This window comes from Desulfosediminicola flagellatus (assembly GCF_005116655.2).
Taxonomy (GTDB): Bacteria; Desulfobacterota; Desulfobulbia; order Desulfobulbales; family Desulfocapsaceae; genus Desulfopila; species Desulfopila flagellata.
This window is the reverse complement of record NZ_CP050698.1, coordinates 6,700,014-6,714,332: the sequence shown is the minus strand read 5'-3', so window position 1 is coordinate 6,714,332 and position 14,319 is coordinate 6,700,014. Positions and strand designations below refer to the sequence as shown.

Below are 14,319 nucleotides of genomic sequence, written 5' to 3'. Positions count from 1 at the left end.
ACTTGACACACTCCCGAGGTATCGTCCTCCAATTTGTATAACTTCATACATATTCACCCAATACTCCTGTTTCTCTGTAAGGCAACTATCAGGTTATATTCTGCTCAATGCAGTTGTCATAGAGGTATGGTCCATGGTAAAAATCTGAGTTGACTCCTAAAAAAGCTCATACGTGTAATCAGCGTTTACTTTTACCTAAGGAGGCTGTCCGAGAATGGTTGCTTCTTCTCAAACTGAGGAATTTCAACACAAACAAGCGCAGTCATACGCTTGATATTTCAAGCATTATTTTTGAAAATTCCGAAGAGTGTAGCAGGTAAGCAAGCGAAGCGAGACTCCGCAGAAAGGCCATTCTCCGACGGCCTCTTAATACCTATCAGGATATTACATGGATATACTACTCACAGATACAGAAGCCAGGATTCTCGGGTGTCTTATGGAAAAAGAGATGGCAACCCCGGACTATTACCCCCTCACGCTAAACGCCTTAACAAATGCCTGCAACCAGAAATCGAACAGGAACCCGGTGGTCTCCTATGACGAAGAGACGGTTATCTCGGCACTTGACTCACTACGTGAAATGAAACTGGTAAGACAGAGTAACGTAAGCCGCGCGATTAAATATGAACAGATTTTTTCCGACAGCTTGAAGCTTATTAACCGTGAGCAGGCAATACTTTGTGTGCTTTTGCTTCGCGGCCCGCAGACCGTAGGAGAAATTCGTGGTCGTACCGAGCGGCTATTTTCCTTTCAGGACCTTGATGAAGTAAAGACTAGTATTACAAGCCTTGAGGATATGGAGCTGGTGATGATGCTGCCCAAAGAACCAGGTCGCAAAGAATCACGTTATGCGCATCTTATGGGGGAAGTTCCTGCTGAAACTGCTGTTGATACGCCTTCATCAGCTGTGCAAACAATAATACGTCCAGGCAATGCAACAGTTGACCGTATAACAGAGCTTGAAAAACAGGTGGAAGAACTGCGCGAAGAGATGCATGACTTACAGCAGCAATTCACAACGTTTAAATCACAATTTGAATAGAGAAAATATACAACAGAAAAATATCATGAACTTAGGGAACGACCATAAAAAAGTGTTCCCTGAGTTCATGACTAGCTTTTTTCATGAGGTCGCTATCAACTTTCCTCTTGGCGTTTTATCCAGACCATGACACCCTGTGTATTCATCTCAACGTCACCGGCCAGTAATGCTCTAGCATCAACATCTGTTTCGTGTCCATCAAGATAGTCGCTAAAAGCTTCTACAAATAGACGGTCTATGGCCTGTGACAATGCAGCGTGATCTGCGCCAGCCTGCAAGCCCACCTCTTTATGGGTAAGCACCATATTTTTCAAAACTCTGATAGATTCAACGTTCACCTTTATCGGCCCAAAGTGGGTAAGGTACAATGTTGACGGCCTAAGCGACATGATTCGGTCAATAGATGAAATCATCTCATCCGGCTCAAAAGCCGACGGGCTTGTGGTGCAGACAAGAAAGGGACGTTTTCCAGCACGTTGCAGCTCTGGATACGCCAGTCCAAGAGTGTCACCAGTGAAAACACCTCCACTCTTCGGGTCCCATATGCAGCAATGATGCCGGGCATGACCGGGTGTATCTATAAAATGGAGCTCGCGGCCTTCAAAATCGAGCACAAAACCATCATTTGCTTCGATTACCCTCTCTGCATTCACCCCAATAATATCACCATAGAGAGCTGAAAATTTTACTTCACCATATACCGCTTTTGCTCCGGCGATCAGCTTTTCAGGGCTGATTATATGGCGTGCTCCTTTAGGGTGTACAACCAGCCGGGAATTTGGGAAAAGCTCCATAAGCTGCCCTGCACCTCCGGCATGATCGAGGTGAATATGGGTCAGAATAATATAGAGGACATCCTCATTCTTTAAACCCGCAGCATGGACTGCCTGCACGAGATACTTAGAGGAATTTGAAGTACCAACATCGACAAATGCAGCCTTACCATTTTCAACTATCATGTGACTTGCGGCAAAGTTTTCCCGCAGATAGCCAGTATCAATTACATGTACACCAAAACTCCGAGATAGTTCATTCACAACCTTGCTCTCTTAATGAATTTACATCTTTTTTGTCATTTCAGGCATCATGCCTTAATAGAACTGTCGACGGTAATATTGCGGCAACGGGTTTCACGCACCAGAAACGAACCGACCAGACCTACTCCTATAAACACCAGCATTAACAGAAAACCGTTATGGTAATCCGCACTGCTATACACTCGGATGCCGTCAACGATGGTACCATCCCAGGTACTATCAGCTATCCAACCAAATAACGGCTGCATAAGTGCAGTTCCTATAAAACAGCCGGTATTCACAACACTCACTGCCATTCCGGATAGCTCAGGATTAATCACTTCCTTTGCACAGGCAAAAGTAATTACAAACGACGATCCTGCAAATCCCATCACACCAAAGAGCAACTGGCCGCCCAGCCCTGCAGACCAGTCTGAGAAAACCAGGATAAGCCAACTGCAGAAATAGAGTAGCATACCCGCAATCATGACCGGTTTTCGACGACGAATTCTATCTGAAAACCAACCGAAAAAAAGCGCACCTACAGCAAAGGAGAGCAGCATTACTGTCATATAATGAGCAGCATCAGCTCTGCTTAGAGCATGTACATCCCGCAGATAAGGAACTCCCCAGAGCCCCATGAATGAATAGAGTGCACCGATTGCGCCGAACTGTACCCAAAAACCGGGCCAGACCCGCAATACGGTAATGACGCTTAAGAGATTTTTCAGCCAACTGGCATCCAATGAAGGGCTATCTTCAGATCGTAAGCGAGGATTCGGCGGTTCGAAACCGCAATCTTCAGGGCGGTTACGTACAATGAAAAAACCTGCAACAGCGAGAAGAAGAGAAAATATGCCAATGCCGATAAATATCGATCTCCAGGCAAAAACGTTAAGCAAGGCTGATAACGGACCTGCAGCTGTAACAGACCCAAGATTTCCGATAAGCAGAGTTACGCCGCTCATCACTCCGAAAACCCTTGCATGAAACCAGACTGCATTATTTTTCATAATACTGATAAACACCACAGAGACACCGAGACCAACAAAAAACCTGCCTGCACATGCCATCTCAAACGACGTTGCAAGACCAAAGAGTATAGAACCGAGCCCTGCTGTTATATTACCACCGATGATTGCCGTTCGGGTCCCGAGAGTATCAGCCAGTACCCCTGAAGGTAATTGCATTGCTGCATACACAAAAAAATAGATGGCAGAAAGAGCACCAAGCCGGGTTCCTGTGGTCTGGAAATCCGCCATCAGGTATTCAGACACCACTCCAGGAGCCATACGATGAAAATAGACCAGAATATAGGTAAGAATGAGGATGGAAAAAATTGACCATCGTACAGTCTTAAACCTTGTGCTATCCACCATGCTGTCGACTCCTTCATCTGTTTTAAATAATCCGCAATACCAGTAATAATACAGCTGCCGTCATTCGCTCTTCAGGCACAAGGTGTTTGTATAGTGTATTATCGGTATTACGGCAATTTTAATTATTTCAGTACATGAGGGATCGCAGATCGGGACTACTTGAAGATGGGTTATACCCTGATTATAGTTGAATGCTGATATAGAAAGAATAGCAGCATTCAAGGGAATGCATCACATGTTTCACAGATGTTCTACTTCTATCAACTTCAACATCAGGAGCCTTCTGTCCTATGTCTTTACACAATCGAGCCACAGGTTGTTGCCTGCTGACGATAGTCGCCTTTTTTCTATTGTCACAGCCCGCGTTTTGCCAAGAGCAAGCTTCGCCCACCAGCAGCATAGATAGTACTACCAGGCCGCTGGCTGCAAAAGATGCAGAGACATTGCAGCCCGGCTTAACCCCTTTTTACTTTCGTAATTTCTATGCAAGAGATCTAAGACAGCTCCCCGGGTTTAAGAAAACACACAAGAAGGGGGAAATGGGTGAACCTATCCTGAAGCTCAATCATCAGTTTGGCAATGGTATGGTTTTTGATAGCGGCACCAACAAAGGTGTGGGAATACGTATGATTGGAGCTATTAACTTTGACCATACCGGTGAATACAGATTTCAGGCTCTCTCCAATGATGGTTTTCAGCTCTATCTCGGAGACACACTCATCGTGAATGATCCTAAACAGCATTCAGACCAGTTATCAGAAATTGGTTCTATTGTGATAGACGAACCCGGCTGGTATCCACTTCGGATTGATTATTTTCAACGTAAAGGAACTGCGGCGCTCAAGTTGTTCTGGGAAACACCGCAGAATACAGAGATGACCATTGTACCAGCCAGTGCATATGCGCACCAACCGGAGAAATAGGACCATTCTCAGGCTCAGCCGACAAGGTCCTGAAGAAAGCTGCCCGCCCGCTCCTCAGACCAGTAAACGTTGCCATTGCCGGCTTGAATAAACCCGACATGCCCGCCATATCGTGGAATTTCAAGATGAAGTGTTTTACTGGCATTCGCAATGTCTACCGGATAACACGATTCAGGCAGGAAAGGATCGTCTGCTGCCTGCACCATCAAAGCCGGGACCTTAATATTTTGTAAAAACTGCGTCGAAGAACAGGAACTATAATAATCGGCTGCATCAATAAAGCCGTGTAGTGGGGCTGTGTATTTATCGTCAAAAGGTATAAATGTTTTCATCGCATCAAGACCGGCCAGGTCAATACGCTCCGGAAACATCTTCGCCTTAATTATAACTTTTTCTCTCAGCCCCTTCATGAAGTATCGCATATAGAGGCTGTTATCCATGCGCTCCAATCTCTTCGAAGAGGCAGCGAGGTCACAGGGCACCGAAAACGTCACCGCAGCACCTACTTCAGCCGGAACCTTATCTGGATCTTCACCAAGATATTTTAACGTTTGATTTCCTCCCATGCTAAAGCCGATGAGTGCTGCGAAAGTGTATCTTCCCGTTGCGAGTCCATGAGTAACAACGGTGTGCAGATCGTCGGTCACTCCTGAATGATAAAAGCGCGGTAAACGATTAGGCTCGCCGGAGCAGCCACGAAAATTCAGGCAGATAACATCCCAGCCACGTCGTGTCAGATAAGACGCCATACCAAGTGGATACTTTTTTCGGGCATTTCCTTCCAGGCCATGACTCACTACAGCAAGCCGAGTCGATTTGCCGTCTACTGCCCTGTGCCAGTCTATATCTATAAAATCACCATCCGGAGTACTAATTCGTTCCCGATGCGGGCACGTCTGAGGCGTCTTCCTGAATAAGGTCGGGAACAGCGTCTGCGCATGACCATTGGTAAATGGAAAAGGGGGACGATATGTCGGCTCCGGCAGTAGTACCATCACACCTTCACAAGCTTTTTGCCAACCCGAAAGGTGGTCATGGTGATACCGATAAAAATCATCGCGATTCCCTGCACATGGTAAGGATGAATCTTCTCACCAAGAAAAATGACGGCAAGTATGGTGCTGAAAACCGGCATGAGATGAATAAACGGCCCCGCCTTGTTGGCACCAACCTCACGCACAGCTCTCGACCAGAAGATAAAGGCAAGTATCGATGCAAAAACTGCCACATAAAGAATTGTGGATACAGATGCGGTAGTGACTGACATAACTTTTCCGCTCATGAGTTCAAACAGATAGCAGGGTAGCAGCACGACTAATCCGGAAAGCACTATCCCGGACTGATATGCCATCGGATGTAGATCCTTTGGATAGCGTTTGAGGTTTGCCGAATACAGTGCCCAGAGAAGTGCGGCAATAAGCACCAGCAAATCACCCCGGTTAAAGCTCACTCCCAATAAACTGTTAAGTTCGCCCCGCGCGATAATCAGTAGCACACCGCATAGCGAGACAAAAACCCCAAAGCACTGGCGTGGAGTCATCACCTCCCGATAGAGTATCCACGAACAGACTGCTATAAGGACAGGGATACAGGAATTAACAAGCACCGCATTAATTGCTGTAGTGGTCTGCATAGCCAGATAAATAAGCGTATTAAAACCCGCAACCCCAAGCACACCCTGAATGCAGATAAACCGATAATGTTTTGCAGCTATCTCGCGCTGATTCCAGAGATGCTTTACCGCAAAAAGTGAAAGAATGAGAAAAGCTGTCAGCCACCGCCAGAATGAAAGGGTCAATGGAGGAATATCCGCATGCATTCCCCTGCTGATAACAAAATTTCCAGACCAGAATAAGGTGGTTAAAATTAAAAGCAAATACGGCATAACTAAAAACGCGCCCTGAGTAATAATGGTGAGACTTCACTTCTCGGTAGTCTTTCAGGAGAACTCCTTCTTCCAAAAGACTCCAGATAAGAATAGGAAAATATTATACGATAGCTATATCAAACTCAGGCGGATTGAGAATATGCTGCTTAACCACACACTGATCCATAGAACGGAGAATAGCCGATCGATATTTCTCAGGAAAACCATCCGGCAGAGTGAGTTCTACAGTCATCTTTGGAAAGCGCTTCTGCTCTTTATCCCATGCATATTTCATACTGAGTTTCATACCGGTGGTATCCAATTCACGAGTACGGCAGAACTTCAAGGCAAAATAACCGGCACAGGTAGCTATAGAGCTTGCAAACAGTACAAACGGGGATGGGGCGCTTCCGTCTCCACCCGATTTTTCCGGCTGATCGGTCGGGATAACAAATTCGCCTATATTCGCCTCTACTTTCAGGTTTCCCGGAAAGGTAACTGTAATTTCACTGGACATTATATTCCTCTCTAAATTTTCATCTCTAGCTGGTTAACCGCAACGAACTTCAAGCTGACAACATATCACATAAATCATTGCGGGACCGGAATCTTAGCTCAGGTTGAACGTTCTGGCAATCTCACAATGCATCCGAATGGCAGCCGGAATAGCATTATCGTTAAAATCAAAACATGGGTGATGCAAAGATGGTGCAGGCTCACCTTCAGGTTGCAGACCGAGCCACAAAAATGCACCAGGTATCTCTTGCAGATAAAACGCAAAATCCTCGGCACCCATTGAAGGCGGCAAATTCATATCAATTGCTTTTTCATCCAGAAAACCCGAAGCAACCTTTTCAACAAATCGCGCTGAATCGGTATCATTTTCCAGCAATGGATACCCACCGTAATAGGCAATTTCCGCCGAGCCGCCATACGCAGCCGCAGTGTGCTCAACCATTTCCTGCAACCGCTTTTCCAGCATTGCACGATTTGTATCAGACAGTGCCCGTAATGTCCCTTCTAATGTCACCTTTTCAGGGATTACGTTTGGTGCAGTTGAACCTGTGAATTTCGGGATGGATATAAGCGCAGAATCCTGTGGGCCTACATTTCTTGAGACAATGGATTGCAACGAACAAATAATCTGACTACCGATCAATACAGGATCAATACCACGATGAGGCGAAGCGGCATGACAGCCCCTGCCATGGATAGTTATTGTAAAATATCTGCTTGCAGCCATCAGCGCTCCGTCACGCAACCCTATATGGTTTAGCGGTAGCGCTGTTGTTCCATGCATACCAAAAATTGCATCGACCTTCGGGTTTTCAAGCACGCCTTCATCCAGCATGACTTTAGCGCCACCATGATTTTCTTCTGCCGGTTGAAAAATACATTTAACAGGCCCCTGCAACTCGTCCTGAATTTGTCCAAGCACCAGAGCTGCACCAACCAGGCTTGCGGTATGACCATCATGCCCACAGGCGTGCATCAATCCATCATTTTGAGAGCAATGGTCAAAGCTGTTTTTTTCCACCATCCGGAGACAATCCATATCAGCTCTCAGACCGACGCATGGCCCGCTTTTATCTGCTCCAATAGTTGCCACCACACCAGTCTTTGCGACACCTTCGATTATCTGAATTCCCGGAATTTTCTGCAAACGTGCAACTACTCTGGCCGCAGTCTTCTCCTCTTCAAAAGCCGGTTCAGGATATTGATGCAACTCTCTTCTAAACTCCTGAATTTCAGGAGTTATTTCCTCAATACGCTTTTGCAAATCATCCATTTTTCCGCTCATTTACCTTATAAAACATCACGTATTTTTTCGTAACTATTAAGCATAGAGTAAATGAAATTGAATCTACTCCATGCTGCAACTGCTCAACCGTGCTGTAGCTGCACGGCCTTGATCGTGAGCAGGTGGTGTACTGCTGGATAGTTACAATTTATCTCTGCATAAGCTCCATAACCCCCTGTTCCAACCCTTCTAAAGAGAGTTCATACATCGAAAAGATATTACGAATAACATTAACAGTTTGAGTGTAAGGCCAGTTTCGCTCGGGGAGAGGATTGAGCCAGATCGCATGATTGAACGTATCCGCTAACAGTTTCAACCGTTCTACACTTGGTTGACCGCTCCTCTCAAATGCATAAATAGAACCATCTGCCGACATCAACTCATAAGGTGCCATAGATGCATCACCAACTATAATCAGCCTGGTATCAGGATCGAGTCGCGTTAAGCTGTCAACCGAAACAGGATGTTTTCTTCTGGCCGGATCTTTCCAGAGAGTATCGTATATAGTGTTATGAAAATAATAGGTTTTCAGATCTTTAAACTGGGCAGCCGCATATGTGAAAAGGGTCTGGACGATTTCCACATGCGGTTCCATTGACCAGCCACCATTATCTATTGCCAGCACGACCTTAAGCCGATCAACAATACCGCGCTCAAAAATAAGCTCAATCTCTCCGCCGTTTTTTACCGTGCGATAGATTGTCTCATCCACATTGAGGCGATCTTTTACTCCCTGCGGTACAAGATTCCGCAGACGTTTAAGCGCCTCTCCTATGGTGTGCCGTGTCAGGGGGCCATCAGTTGCGTATTCACGGTAGCGCCGTTCACCTGCAACTTTTATGGCCGATTTAGAGCCGGATACACCACCAACCCGCAATCCGCCGGGATGATACCCTGAATGCCCAACCGGAGAGGTGCCCTCGGTACCAATCCACTTTGATCCACCGTCATGCCTGCCATCCTGATCACGCAGACGTTTTTTGAAATATTCCAGGAGTTCATCAGGTCCCATTCCCGCCAGTTTTTTTTCGTCGACACCAAGCGCATTGGCAAGTTCTTTCGGATTACTCAGCCATTGCTGCAACAGACCTGAAGCCAGCAGATCAAACTCTTCGTCGTCCGGCGCAATCAGTTCGCCACCTTCAAAGGTGTGGGCGAAGACACGGTCATACATATCGAAATACTTTTCACTCTTAACCAGAATTGTTCTGGCTGTTATGTAAAAATCATTTATCGAATTTACCAGCCCGCTCTGCATTGCCTGATGAAAGCGCAAAAATGCTGTTGGACTTACCGGGATACCGACATCCCGCAGAGTATAAAAAAATTGTATAAACACTTTAGCCTCCCTTAGCGGAAGAAGCGTTTTTTCAAAACCACATTTGACGACCGCTCATAATCACCACTTTTTTTGAACAGTACACCAAGGTAAGGAATCTCTTTATGAAGCCTGTCACCATGCGCAAAATCGGGGTCAGCCTGCAGGGCTCGAATCCAGTTAATGAGTTCACGCGTAGCCGGTTTTTTTTCAATCCCGTCAATTCTGCGCAGGTCGTAAAATACCTGAATGGCATTATCAGCAAGTTTACTGTGCAGATCGGGGAAATGTGCCCCCAAAATCTTACGCATCATTTTCGGCTCTGGAAAGGCAATATGATGAAAGTTACATCGCCCCAGGAATGGATCAGACAGATCTTTCTTGGCGTTGGAGGTAATTATAACTACTGGTCTCTGCTTCGCCTGGACCACTTCATCCGTCTCCATGATATCAAACTGCATCTGGTCGAGAACGTCGAGCATATCATCCTGAAATTCTGTCTCAGCCTTATCAATTTCATCTATAAGCAGAACACAGCGGGATGTAGCTGTGAATGACTGGCCGATTTTACCCATTCTGATATATTCGCTGATATCACTGACATTACGGGTTGAATCTCCGAATCGACTATCATTTAAGCGAGTCAGGGTGTCATACTGATACAACGCCTCAATCAGCTTCATGCTCGATTTCACATTGAGGATTATCAACTGCATATCAAGTGATTTCGCAATCGCGTGAGCCAGCATGGTTTTTCCTGTTCCCGGCTCCCCTTTGAGCAATAGCGGCATCTCCAGCGCTATTGAAATATTGACTATCTTTGCCAGTTCTTCATCTAACACATAATTTTTTGCACCACTAAAACGGTTGAGCTCCATCGTTCACCTCATATAAAAGATTCCCTGTTCTCCTCGCGCTCCATTCTACTCATCAGCTATGGCTATATTTGTCAACAATTAATTCTTTAAAACCAGATCTTTCACGCATAGTCACCGTCCATGACACCTGACATAACATAGATGCACAGTCAACATTCCCGGATATATAATCTTTCAGGCTCAGCTTGCCACGCATTCCAGTGTTGAATGTGATTTGCAATTCATCAGTGAATACCCTATCCTTTATATTGTATTTATCTATTCATTTGGCGAAGGCCTATACTATACAGCACATAACAGACAGCCTGATGGCTACTAAAGAGACAACCACATCGAAACGTAGTGCCCTTCGTTTCTCAGGGTATGACAGACCACTCACCTACAAGACAGACTATGAGAATGGTGAGGCCCGTCTGGTCAATATTTCATCCAATGGATGCGCGATTAGCGGTGCAACAACCCCGTTCATGGCAGATGATAAGTTACTCCTTGCAATAGCACTTGATGACCCGGAAAATCCAGTTCAGATCCAGGCTAAGGTCATCCGTGTAGAAGACAATAACTTTGGCTTACATTTCCTCAATCTCGCTGAGGAAATAAAACAACGTCTAACCATTTTCTTTGCCAAAGAAAACCGCCTGAGAAAAGCACAAAAAAACGCTGACTAATCAGCTTGAATCATATGGATTTTTACATTGCACGCCAGCCTATTTTCACAATTCATAGAAAGCTTTATGCTTACGAACTCCTCTATAGGGGAACAAAAGAAACGACACTTACCAGTGTCAATGGCGAACGTGCGACCACCAGCCTGCTTTCCAGCGCCTTCCTCACCGAAGGGATAGAAATTATCTCAGGCACCAAACCCTGTTTCATTAATTTTACAGAAGACCTGATTGTTAAAAAAATCCCCCTATCTTTTGCAAAAAGAAAAGTTGTTATTGAGGTTCTTGAAGATGTGATGCCAACTCCAGAAGTTATAGATGCCTGCAGATTTATGCATAAGCAGGGTTACACGATTGCTCTTGATGATTTCATTTATGATAAAAGCCTGGATCCGCTCATTGAACTTGCTGATATTATTAAAATCGATTTCAGACTCACACCTGTGGATACACTACACAAGATGCTCTATCAGCTCCGCAGATTTAATGTCAAACTCCTTGCAGAGAAAGTCGAAACAATCGATGAATTCAGCAAGGCAAGCAAGATGGGATTCTCCTATTTCCAGGGTTTTTTCTTCAGTAAACCTGAAAATATTAAAATCAAGGAACTTGCTGCGACCCAAATAAGCATGGTCCACCTGCTCGCAGAAGTGACCCAGAAAACAACCACACTTGAACGGCTACATAAAATAATCTCAGTGGATGTGGCAATAAGTTACAAACTGCTTCGCTTTTTGAATTCAGCCTATTTTTATCGATTGCAAAAAGTCAAAACTGTTAAACATGCAATTGCCTATCTGGGAGAGAAAGAACTTCGAAGGTTCATCATCCTGATAATCATATCAGAACTGGCCAGCGACAAGCCGGATGAATTGATCCGAATGGCACTTGTGCGCGCAAAGTTCTGCGAACTGCTGGGCGAAGAAGCAACTGACAATTTTGATACATCTGAGCTTTTTATGATGGGTCTTTTCTCGTTTATAGATGTGATGCTCGATACCCCAATGAATGAGATAATGGATAAACTCCCTCTATCGCCGAATGTCCAGGCAGCACTGACTAGTCAGCTGGGACCTTATGCAATTTTTCTCGATATCGTTCAATACTACGAGCGCGGTAAGGATAGACTTCTCTCCAGCAACTTCTCGAAAATAGGTGTTGATGAAAACCATGTGGCGGACATGTATCTTAAAGCCCTGCAATACTCCAACGGCTTGTCATAGACAATTTTCACGGAAGATCCGCAATCTATCAGAATCAACCTCCAACTATAATAAATATATAGAACTATCCTGAAAACGAACCTCTTGATTTATCCAAAATCCCGTGCTAATGTTGCCAGCCTGAATGGACCGGATATTTCCGGTGATCTCCCAAGGTCGGGATGTGGCTCAGCCTGGTAGAGCACATCGTTCGGGACGATGGGGTCGGAGGTTCAAATCCTCTCATCCCGACCACTTCCACTAATGCCCTTTAAGCAATTTGACATCATCAATAAACATATCGCGGGGACGTTTCAGGTCCATGGCGAAGATGTTCATATTCCTCATTTTGCGCACATCCATTATACGATTCTCTGGTGCATGCACAACATCCTTTAAATCTATTGTAATAGTATTCCAACCGCTCTTCAGGACAAATCCCTGATTGTATCGATCAGCAGCGTGGTATGTTCCCTTTTCATGCTGCTCATCATGCATTCTGCAAATAACGCTCAGACTCTCGGTTAACGGGTTAAAAACTCGAAACTGCACGGAATCATAGCCTTGCCAGTTACCTGGAAAATATTTCAGTGATGCTCCTGTGTATTTCGCAGTTGTCAGCCTGACATGTAATATCATGTTTTCGGGATTTCCCTCTTCCCCTTCCATGCTGATTTCAGACGTGCTGCTCCATCGATCCAGCTGAAGCGATGTTTGAAAATCCGAAAGAACAGGGAAGGCCCGACGAGCCTGAAATTCATCAGTAAGGGCAGTTATTGTCGGGACACACTGGTAAACTACTGCGAGCAAAACAGCCACCTGAAGCGCCCGGAGCATATGAAGGGGGATAGTTTTTCTGACAGGAAGGATGAAAAACAGAGCAACACCGGCTCCAATCATGTTGCGCACCATATCACCCAAATCAGGAGATCTACCAAAGCCATGCTGTAACAACTCAACAAGCAGGCCGTAGACTATGGTAAAAATGACATATACTCCCGCCTTTCTGACTGTCCGAATTTCACCAATTGATGGAATCTGCTGGAGCAGTAATGGGAACAGAGCAAAATAGATGATATGCCCGAGATTCCATGCCTCTACAAAAGAGCGTATAGAGCGAGCCGGCCGTCCAATGAAAAACAGTGCTGAAAGGAGAAGAATGATCAATAAAAGTACAGCTCGATACTCGAATCTCAACCCTTTTGGCGCGTCGCAGTCTATAGATAATTCCACTGTTTCTTTTGTTTCATTCACCAGATTCTCTCGCCAGGTTAGCTTATCAGATTTTCAACATGTACAATTACACAATCACAACTCTAGACCTGACAAAACATTGATGCAACGTCTTTTTATAATAAGTCGTACAGTTACAGATCTGTGAACAGCATAAGTCAGGTTCTGACACGCCCTGACATTCACCTGGAAAGTGAAAACCGTTTACATGTATCAGATCTACATCCGGGATCATTTGTAATCTATCGCAGATAGAGTGGAATAGACACTCAAGCAACAAGACTACGTGATTGTATATTTTTCATGATATAATGCATGTTGAGGAAGGTAATAAATTTTCTGAGATATTGTAAGAATCGAAGGAGAACTATGTCACCGATACATTGGGACGACTCATATAATGTCGGCCAACCGGAAGTTGATCAACAGCATCACGAGTGGGTAAGGATTTTCAATAAACTTGAGCAACAACTCCTCACCGGGGAGCCTTGGAAAAACAGTGAGATCCAGAAACAAACTCTCAAGGAAATTCTTGACTTCACTAACCTGCATTTCACAACTGAAGAAAAGTTGATGGACATCATGAACTACGCCCAAAAAGTCCAACACGCACGGATGCACAAAGAATTCAGCCAGAAAGTGTATGACCAGTACCGCCTCATTCTCGCAGGCGACATCATCCTTAACTCTGAACTGCTAAAACTCATTGAATCATGGTTTATGCATCACACAGCAACTGAAGATAAACGAACGTTCACCTCATGATGATGAGACGAGTCTATCCTTTGATAGGAGTGGCAGGGATTGTCTTCGCTGCGTTCACGTTCTATTCAACAGGAGAATTATCACCAGAAAAAGACACTTCAGATGACTGTATCAAGCTCAAGAAACGCCTGGCAGAAAAGCCAGGCCCCTCACCGGAAGAATTGATTACGCTTGAACAGTGTAATCAAAAACGAATTGAAGCGGCTGGCAAATAGTTCTGAAAAATTGAT

15 protein-coding genes and 1 tRNA gene are annotated in these 14,319 nt (G+C 45.0%); 7 read left to right on the top strand and 9 right to left on the bottom strand.

The genetic code is table 11. From position 1 onward, the window contains the following. Positions 1-388 precede the first annotated feature (388 nt). A complete protein-coding gene (locus FCL46_RS27765) occupies positions 389-1,042 on the top strand; it encodes a YceH family protein (RefSeq protein WP_136808110.1) in 654 nt (217 codons plus the stop codon). A gap of 95 nt (positions 1,043-1,137) precedes the next feature. On the opposite strand, the gene FCL46_RS27760 is transcribed toward FCL46_RS27765, so the two are convergent. After that, positions 1,138-2,079 (bottom strand): MBL fold metallo-hydrolase, encoded by a 942-nt coding sequence (locus FCL46_RS27760; protein ID WP_136808111.1) that lies wholly within the window; start codon positions 2,077-2,079, stop codon positions 1,138-1,140. 47 nt (positions 2,080-2,126) lie between these two features. Beyond that, a complete protein-coding gene (locus FCL46_RS27755; RefSeq protein WP_136808112.1) occupies positions 2,127-3,437 on the bottom strand; it encodes an MFS transporter in 1,311 nt (436 codons plus the stop codon). 290 nt (positions 3,438-3,727) lie between these two features. On the opposite strand from FCL46_RS27755, the gene FCL46_RS27750 reads away from it, so the two are divergent. Continuing rightward, positions 3,728-4,360, top strand: a complete 633-nt coding sequence (locus tag FCL46_RS27750; protein WP_136808113.1) for a PA14 domain-containing protein — start codon at positions 3,728-3,730, stop codon at positions 4,358-4,360. Between the two features lie 14 nt (positions 4,361-4,374). On the opposite strand, the gene FCL46_RS27745 is transcribed toward FCL46_RS27750, so the two are convergent. From FCL46_RS27745 to FCL46_RS27720, 6 genes are all read right to left on the bottom strand, one after another. After that, positions 4,375-5,355, bottom strand: coding sequence for a YheT family hydrolase (locus FCL46_RS27745; protein WP_136808114.1), 981 nt, complete (start codon positions 5,353-5,355; stop codon positions 4,375-4,377). Continuing rightward, on the bottom strand, positions 5,355-6,245 hold the full coding sequence (locus FCL46_RS27740; RefSeq protein ID WP_136808115.1) for a DMT family transporter: 891 nt from the start codon (positions 6,243-6,245) through the stop codon (positions 5,355-5,357). The genes FCL46_RS27745 and FCL46_RS27740 overlap by 1 nt, the downstream gene beginning before the upstream one ends. Before the next feature lie 103 nt (positions 6,246-6,348). Then, positions 6,349-6,744, bottom strand: coding sequence for an OsmC family protein (locus FCL46_RS27735; protein WP_136808116.1), 396 nt, complete (start codon positions 6,742-6,744; stop codon positions 6,349-6,351). A gap of 93 nt (positions 6,745-6,837) precedes the next feature. Further along, complete coding sequence (locus FCL46_RS27730; RefSeq protein ID WP_167505905.1) at positions 6,838-8,016, bottom strand: M20 metallopeptidase family protein; 1,179 nt, start codon at positions 8,014-8,016, stop codon at positions 6,838-6,840. A 160-nt stretch (positions 8,017-8,176) separates the two neighbouring features. Then, positions 8,177-9,367, bottom strand: a complete 1,191-nt coding sequence (locus FCL46_RS27725; RefSeq protein WP_136808118.1) for a vWA domain-containing protein — start codon at positions 9,365-9,367, stop codon at positions 8,177-8,179. 11 nt (positions 9,368-9,378) lie between these two features. Next, positions 9,379-10,224 carry an AAA family ATPase gene (locus tag FCL46_RS27720; RefSeq protein ID WP_136808119.1) on the bottom strand — a complete coding sequence of 282 codons (846 nt, stop codon included), beginning with the start codon at positions 10,222-10,224 and terminating at the stop codon, positions 9,379-9,381. A gap of 308 nt (positions 10,225-10,532) precedes the next feature. On the opposite strand from FCL46_RS27720, the gene FCL46_RS27715 reads away from it, so the two are divergent. The 3 genes from FCL46_RS27715 (at position 10,533) to FCL46_RS27705 (ending at position 12,346) form a co-directional block, all read left to right on the top strand. Next, complete coding sequence (locus FCL46_RS27715; RefSeq protein ID WP_136808120.1) at positions 10,533-10,892, top strand: PilZ domain-containing protein; 360 nt, start codon at positions 10,533-10,535, stop codon at positions 10,890-10,892. Between the two features lie 14 nt (positions 10,893-10,906). Further along, entirely contained in the window at positions 10,907-12,112 is a 1,206-nt protein-coding gene (locus FCL46_RS27710) for an EAL and HDOD domain-containing protein (protein WP_136808121.1), read from the top strand. Between the two features lie 157 nt (positions 12,113-12,269). Further along, positions 12,270-12,346: transfer RNA gene (locus FCL46_RS27705), tRNA-Pro, on the top strand. 6 nt (positions 12,347-12,352) lie between these two features. On the opposite strand, the gene FCL46_RS27700 is transcribed toward FCL46_RS27705, so the two are convergent. After that, complete coding sequence (locus FCL46_RS27700; RefSeq protein WP_136808122.1) at positions 12,353-13,345, bottom strand: VanZ family protein; 993 nt, start codon at positions 13,343-13,345, stop codon at positions 12,353-12,355. A 348-nt stretch (positions 13,346-13,693) separates the two neighbouring features. Here FCL46_RS27700 and FCL46_RS27695 point away from each other — a divergent pair, with 348 nt between their 5' ends. Both FCL46_RS27695 and FCL46_RS27690 read left to right on the top strand, forming a co-directional pair. After that, on the top strand, positions 13,694-14,089 hold the full coding sequence (locus tag FCL46_RS27695; RefSeq protein ID WP_167505906.1) for a bacteriohemerythrin: 396 nt from the start codon (positions 13,694-13,696) through the stop codon (positions 14,087-14,089). After that, positions 14,086-14,304 carry a hypothetical protein gene (locus tag FCL46_RS27690; RefSeq protein WP_136808124.1) on the top strand — a complete coding sequence of 73 codons (219 nt, stop codon included), beginning with the start codon at positions 14,086-14,088 and terminating at the stop codon, positions 14,302-14,304. Before FCL46_RS27695 ends, FCL46_RS27690 begins: the two co-directional genes overlap by 4 nt. Positions 14,305-14,319: the final 15 nt, after the last annotated feature.

Excerpts from the sequence above, each read along its gene's own strand:
- FCL46_RS27765 (WP_136808110.1), top strand. The coding sequence starts at position 389 with ATGGATATACTACTCACAGATACAGAAGCCAGGATTCTCGGGTGTCTT.
- FCL46_RS27755 (WP_136808112.1), bottom strand. The coding sequence starts at position 3,437 with ATGGTGGATAGCACAAGGTTTAAGACTGTACGATGGTCAATTTTTTCC.
- FCL46_RS27750 (WP_136808113.1), top strand. The coding sequence starts at position 3,728 with ATGTCTTTACACAATCGAGCCACAGGTTGTTGCCTGCTGACGATAGTC.
- FCL46_RS27745 (WP_136808114.1), bottom strand. The coding sequence starts at position 5,355 with ATGGTACTACTGCCGGAGCCGACATATCGTCCCCCTTTTCCATTTACC.
- FCL46_RS27740 (WP_136808115.1), bottom strand. The coding sequence starts at position 6,245 with ATGCCGTATTTGCTTTTAATTTTAACCACCTTATTCTGGTCTGGAAAT.
- FCL46_RS27735 (WP_136808116.1), bottom strand. The coding sequence starts at position 6,744 with ATGTCCAGTGAAATTACAGTTACCTTTCCGGGAAACCTGAAAGTAGAG.
- FCL46_RS27730 (WP_167505905.1), bottom strand. The coding sequence starts at position 8,016 with ATGGATGATTTGCAAAAGCGTATTGAGGAAATAACTCCTGAAATTCAG.
- FCL46_RS27720 (WP_136808119.1), bottom strand. The coding sequence starts at position 10,224 with ATGGAGCTCAACCGTTTTAGTGGTGCAAAAAATTATGTGTTAGATGAA.
- FCL46_RS27715 (WP_136808120.1), top strand. The coding sequence starts at position 10,533 with ATGGCTACTAAAGAGACAACCACATCGAAACGTAGTGCCCTTCGTTTC.
- FCL46_RS27710 (WP_136808121.1), top strand. The coding sequence starts at position 10,907 with ATGGATTTTTACATTGCACGCCAGCCTATTTTCACAATTCATAGAAAG.
- FCL46_RS27695 (WP_167505906.1), top strand. The coding sequence starts at position 13,694 with ATGTCACCGATACATTGGGACGACTCATATAATGTCGGCCAACCGGAA.
- FCL46_RS27690 (WP_136808124.1), top strand. The coding sequence starts at position 14,086 with ATGATGATGAGACGAGTCTATCCTTTGATAGGAGTGGCAGGGATTGTC.